Genomic DNA, 5,746 nt, shown 5'->3' on the forward strand with positions numbered 1-5,746 from the left:
GGGAAAGACCCCAGGCTGGAATTCTACGGGCAAATGGCCGGACCGCAAAGGCCACTTGCGTGTATGGAATGGAGCATGATATGCAAGTATAAGTGGTGAGTGCAGAAGCAGGTACATTGCGAAGGAGATGATCACATGAAACAGAAAAGGCAGATTCTGAAGCGGAAGGAGAGGGTCACGCTGTCTCTCTCCGCCGATATGGTCGAGCGGTTGCGAACAGTCGTCTACTGGAGCCCAAAGCTGACGCTCACCGGTGTCGTCGAATCCGCGATACAATCCACGCTTAAAAAGCTGGAAAAGGGGAAACGGTTCAAGAAGAGAAAGGGAAAGTTGCCTGTCGGACGTCCGCGCAAGGACCAATTGTCTTAATGCTCGTAGAACGAAGCGGTATGCAGGATGGCAGTATAAAGGAGCGAACGCCGGAGCAAAAAACAGCTGACTCGCTCCATCGAAACTAGGAGGAGCGTAAGGCTTTCAACGGTGCGGTTAACACGAGACCTATTGATACTCCTCCTGCTCGTTGGCTGTGTCGGTTGCGATCAACTCACCAAAGACGTTGCTCAACAGTACTTAGCCTTTGAATCTCCCCGATCGTGGTTTTACGATACCGTTCGCCTGGAGTATGCCGAGAACACGGGAGCCTTCTTGAGTCTCGGTAGCGGATTTCCAGAAGGGCTACGAGTCATTCTCTTCCAAGTGTTCCCTGCGCTATGGCTTGTCGGCTTGGGAGTATTTCTTTTCGCCAAGCAGATGCCGCTGCTGTCCACCGTTGCTTGGAGCCTCATCCTCAGCGGAGGCATCGGCAACCTCTTGGATCGCCTGCTTCATGATGGACGTGTCATCGACTTCATGAACGTCGGCATCGGCGGTCTTCGCAGCGGCATCTTTAACGTGGCCGATGCCTGCATTACGATCGGTCTATCGTTGCTCGTGCTCGAGGTGTTCCGGCGACCGCGTGTGTCGGTAAATGAATAGAGATTTCTTGCTCAAGCAAGAAATCTCGACTGTGATTCACGGGGGTGCGTATGAAAAATCTATGTTTGGCCATCGTTTGTATGATGTTGCTGACGGGGTGCTCAGGTGCAGTCGGAAGCGGTATTCTCGGAGGGCTAGTGGGTGCCGGAGCCGCTGGTGGCGGCTACGAATATAATCTGAAGCGTCAGAAAGATAGGGTGGAGGAGGACTTTAAAGCCGGAAAAATCGATCAAAAGGAATACGAGATCCGCAAGGACCAGATTGCGCGGGATTCGTTTTTTCAAAAGTAGGACGTGTATCCCTCAGTGTGTAAGTCAGCTAAACCGGTGACGATCTGGCTCGATTAGATCTCAATCAGCAGATGTTTGAGAAGTGTATTGCGAAGGTGAGTTGTGCGAGTTGCGGATTTTTCATCCAAGATTTCAATGAAGTAAGATGCCCCCTGGGATGCCTAATTGTTTCATGCTCGTCTGGGAACTAAGAATGGCTTTCCCGGTGTTTCAGGTGGACGTTTTATGATCTCAATGAACTTTTTGCTCTCAGCGAACGTCTGTCCTACACGATTCCTTCTTGCTTCACGATCCTCGAAAGAATGGACCTTCTCTCGACCTTTTAGGACGTTCTCATCAAAAGCCGGTTCCTCGATCCATAGGCCTTCATTCTCAGGAAGATTGAAGAGTACGACACCCCTCCTATAGTGCTTTTTGGCGACCATTTCTCGAATCCTTTGCTAGGTTTATCCCACCATTCGTCATGAGAGCAAAAGGAGTGACAAAAGTAATTGGCGTTTCCAACAGGCTCCTCAACGACATGCCTCCATGGCTTTAAGGTGTGTAAGAAGCCATTTGCCAAGGCATGACACAGTTCTCGTTTCGTTCTCTTTTCCGCGCGACTTTCTCGTCGAACCCAATCAAAGACCTCTCTGAGAGTGGAAATGTCTCCTTGGCCCCAATCCATTCCTCACCTCTTAGGAAATATCGAAAGAGTATTTCTCACGTATTGAGATAGCACGTTCTCGCAAGCGGTTTCTGCAAGCAAAGAAAAGACAGAAGGGTACGTTGCTTCTCTTGCGCACTTCCATGTAAGCGCGGAGTTGGGCGTTAATTCTTGTCTGATATCAAGTCCCTTCGTATTGAACCACTCCATGGCTTGACGGCCTTGGCTTGGTCCCATTTTCAAACTCGCGAGACATGCTCATACAAAGTGTATGTACATCAAGGATCAAAGGGCTTTAGATTGCTCCTCGGGAAAAATGCGGGAGGCTATAGCTGCCCAACTTCTGAAATGATCGTGTGATACCCGCTGGCGCCGGCCGGTTGGGGGCGTACGATTTCGGCGATCTGAAGCTGACCCTTGGTATCGGTCGCGCGGACGACGGTTTGGAACTTCCCGGGTTTGGGCGGTCGCCACGTGTACGTCCACATCACCCAGGAATAGGGAGACATAGGCGGCTCGATCCGGCAGTCGTTCCATGTACGGCCTGCATCAACGCTCAATTCCACTCGGCTGATGCTGTGCGGTCCCCCGAAGGCGATGCCGCGAAAGGTATGCTCTGGGCCACGAAGGGTTTGGTAATGGCCCGGTGAATCGATCCGTGAAAACACTTTGATCGTGCCGTCGTCGGTCCAGCCCTTGCGTTGCCAGTACCCCTTGTAGTCGCCCGGGTACACTTCGATTTCGACGATCCATTTGACGTTTTTGATGCCGTAGAGACCCGGCACCAGCAGGCGGAGCGGGAAGCCGTGTTCCTTCGGCAGTTTTTCGCCGTTCATCAAAAAGGCGAGCATCACGTCGTCCTGCATCGCGCGTGGGAAGGGAATGCTGTCGTCGTAGCCGTCGATGCCGCGAAAGACGACATCACGCGCGGTGTCGGCGTCGGCGCCGCAGTCGAGGAGCAGCTTCTTGAGCGAGATGCCGCGCCAGGTGGCGGTGCCGATGCTGTCGCCGCCCGGCAGCGTGTCGATGCACATCAAGGTGGAGATCTGATCGTAAGAAGGGCGGTTCAGGATCTCGCGCCAACCCAGCGCCATCGGGGTTTGCACCGCGCCCTTGATGTGAAGTTTCCACTGCTCAATGTTCAGCTCGCGCGAAGCGGAGACGGCTCCATCGGCATAATTCACGATGTAGAACTGGGAGTTGGGGGTGAAATACGTCGTCTCTCGGGGCGGGACGGCGAACATCCGGCCGAATACACCTCCGACGGCATCGCAGCCGCCAGTCAGGGCGGCCAGCGCTCCGAGCCCGGTGAGTTTTAGCCCTGCTCGACGTGACAATCGCATATGAGCATTATCATACAGGATGAGACGGACCGCAACGTTCCTCCTTCCGAGCTGAAGTCAGCGAAGCCGCATCGATGAAAAAGATGGAGAACGGAGATCATCCGCGATGTTTATCACATGATCCCACATACGGACAGTCGTCCGGCGTCGGGGGGGTGTCTCGCGGTCCTTGTCCGCGCCTGTTAGAACAGATAGTGCACATAAGAGGATCTACGCGTATTATGCACCACTCCGAGGACCGTAGCCCTAAGGGTATGACGACAAAGCTTTGAGTCGGAAGTCGTGCACAACACTAGCGTATTGACAGACATATCTTATCGGTTTTGAGGTTTGTGCAGATTTCAATAAGAACCGGTTTTAATAGCCAGGCCGCACGAAGCACGTCCTGAGCTTGCTCAAATATATCAAGCCGCCCACGAGTAAAAGCCGTATCGATATCGCACATTTTCATGGCAAGAAAGAGCTAGTATGAAAAGGTTGGTTGGTTCGTCCGGATATCCCGTCTTTGCGATGGAGCGATCCCAATCGAAAGAACAGGCTTATGGACTCTGCATCATTGTATGGGTGCTGGGAGTGTTGAGCTTTGGGGGCGTTCTGGTGGATCTGCCGGTGGCACGGGCAGAGCAACAGACTGTGGAAGAAGTGCCGGATACGATGTCGCCAATTGACAATGCCGAGGGAGATATGGCTGAACCGCGCTCCGATGCGCAACCAAGTCGTTCCCCGCGACCACGGCGTCTTCCACCGGCGCTGAGACCCAAGGTCTTGACGCCGGAAGAATTGGCGGAAGCGGAGTACAACAGGAAATTAGCCGCCAAATACGGAACCGATCCCACCGCTATCGTCGGGCGTGTCCAACTGTCCAGTCAGTACGTTGATCTGTTGAACGGAAGCAGATTGGTCGACAACCAGGCCCGCGTGGATCTCGCCTTCAAAGGCAATTATTTGCTTCGTGCGGACATGCCGTTTGTCAGATGGCTAGATCAGAGCAGCCAGAATGTCGGAAGCCCTCGGGGGTTGAGTGATGTCGCGCTTACCGCGGCTTGGCGTGCATACAACACGCCGCAGTATGCAATCCTTCTCGGCATGACCTCGGCCTTTCCCACAGCGAACGAACCGACCTTAGGGTCAGGAAAGTACTCTCTGGGTCCATTCATCGCGACGGGGCGGTTTATCCCCTCTTTGGATTCTTTTGTATTTGGTCTGTTCCAACACCTGACTTCTGTAGGCGGGGATCCTTCCCGGGGAGACGTTGGCCTCACCAAAGCGATCGTTCAGGTCAATACGATTTGGGGATCGTGGTGGACGGTCGCGCAGAGTATTTTGTTAGTCAATTGGGAGCGAGATCAGAAGACCGGTATGACACTAGAATTCGAGGTGGGCCGGAATGTTGTGGGGCGATGGGGTGTTTTTGTGCGTCCCGGCGTCGGCATATGGGGCCGAGACCTTGCGGGGATCTACGAATGGAGCATCGAAGTAGGGGTTCGGCGAACGTTCCCATCGTTTTGAGCGTCCGTACTCTTCGCGTCGCGGACCCCGCGGCGGCCTTGCCGGCCAGCCTTTTGAGCATCCTGGGTTATCCTGGCGTGAACACCGTACTGAAAGTCCAGCCATATTATCGGCATCAATCAGGTCCGCAGCCTGCTAGTTGACTAAGTTCGCGCAGTTCGCTATAAGTCTTTCGCCTGCATCTATCCTGCCGTGGGTAGCCGACGGGTGCGGAGGGTCCTGCCGTATTGTTTCCCATAACACATCCCTGAAAGGAGAATTCCACATGCGAGTTTTCACACCGGCCATTCTGGCCGTTGCCGTATTCATTGCCGCGCCGGCGTTTGCGCAGAGCGCAACCGACACCAACATGGAAATCATGATGCAGAAGGTGAAGGCGGACAAAAAGCTGCTCGTCGCTTCGAACATGGATCTGACCGATGCGGAAGCGAAGGCCTTCTGGCCGCTGTATGACGAATATCAGAAGGAACTCGGCAAGATCAATCAGACCATGGGAAATACGATCAAAGAGTATGCGGATGCCTTCAACAAGGGTCCGGTCGAAAACGATACGGCGAAGAAGCTCTTGGGCGAGGCTCTGTCCGCCCAGGAGTCCGAGGTGAAACTGAAGCGCACCTATGCCGATAAGATCAGCAAAGTGCTGCCTTGGTCCAAGACGGCCCGCTACATTCAGATCGAAAACAAAGTTCGGTCGATCGTGAACATCGAGTTGGCCAAGGCAATTCCGTTGACCGACGAGCCGAAGAGAACGGCATCATGCCCGTCCGAATCGCATGGCGTGGAGGGCCGGGCGCAATATGCGCCCGGCTTCCTTCCTCGTTCGAGCCGTCGCGATGGACGTTTACGCAGCCTCACCTTTGCAGTCTCACCTTTACGATGCATGTTCGATGATCAGCATCAGGGTTTGGTGTTCGGCGCATTGGAGCGTCAGCGAGAGCCCGTCCGGATGCTTGTGTGCGGATCACGCGGGGAGGATAGGCCCA

General features: G+C 54.1%; 7 protein-coding genes. 5 read left to right on the forward strand and 2 right to left on the reverse strand.

Going from position 1 to position 5,746, the window contains the following annotated elements:
* The first annotated feature begins 135 nt into the window (after positions 1-135).
* The 3 genes from ACOSYY_RS06655 to ACOSYY_RS06665 all read left to right on the forward strand — a co-directional run bounded on the left by ACOSYY_RS06655 (position 136) and on the right by ACOSYY_RS06665 (position 1,265).
* Positions 136-369 carry a hypothetical protein gene (locus ACOSYY_RS06655; RefSeq protein ID WP_421661484.1) on the forward strand — a complete coding sequence of 78 codons (234 nt, stop codon included), beginning with the start codon at positions 136-138 and terminating at the stop codon, positions 367-369.
* 111 nt (positions 370-480) lie between these two features.
* Positions 481-975 (forward strand): signal peptidase II, encoded by a 495-nt coding sequence (gene lspA, locus ACOSYY_RS06660; protein WP_421661485.1) that lies wholly within the window; start codon positions 481-483, stop codon positions 973-975.
* Between the two features lie 50 nt (positions 976-1,025).
* Complete coding sequence (locus ACOSYY_RS06665) at positions 1,026-1,265, forward strand: hypothetical protein (RefSeq protein ID WP_421661486.1); 240 nt, start codon at positions 1,026-1,028, stop codon at positions 1,263-1,265.
* A 170-nt stretch (positions 1,266-1,435) separates the two neighbouring features.
* Here the strand turns inward: ACOSYY_RS06665 and ACOSYY_RS06670 are convergent, their stop codons facing one another.
* On the reverse strand, positions 1,436-1,690 hold the full coding sequence (locus ACOSYY_RS06670) for a hypothetical protein (RefSeq protein WP_421661487.1): 255 nt from the start codon (positions 1,688-1,690) through the stop codon (positions 1,436-1,438).
* 547 nt (positions 1,691-2,237) lie between these two features.
* Entirely contained in the window at positions 2,238-3,254 is a 1,017-nt protein-coding gene (locus ACOSYY_RS06675) for a molybdopterin-dependent oxidoreductase (RefSeq protein WP_421661488.1), read from the reverse strand.
* Between the two features lie 468 nt (positions 3,255-3,722).
* On the opposite strand from ACOSYY_RS06675, the gene ACOSYY_RS06680 reads away from it, so the two are divergent.
* Complete coding sequence (locus ACOSYY_RS06680) at positions 3,723-4,763, forward strand: hypothetical protein (RefSeq protein ID WP_421661489.1); 1,041 nt, start codon at positions 3,723-3,725, stop codon at positions 4,761-4,763.
* Between the two features lie 265 nt (positions 4,764-5,028).
* Positions 5,029-5,746, forward strand: a 718-nt coding sequence (locus tag ACOSYY_RS06685) for a DUF2059 domain-containing protein (protein WP_421661490.1), incomplete at its 3' end; no start/stop codon positions are given.

The organism is Nitrospira sp. BLG_2, assembly GCF_049222245.1.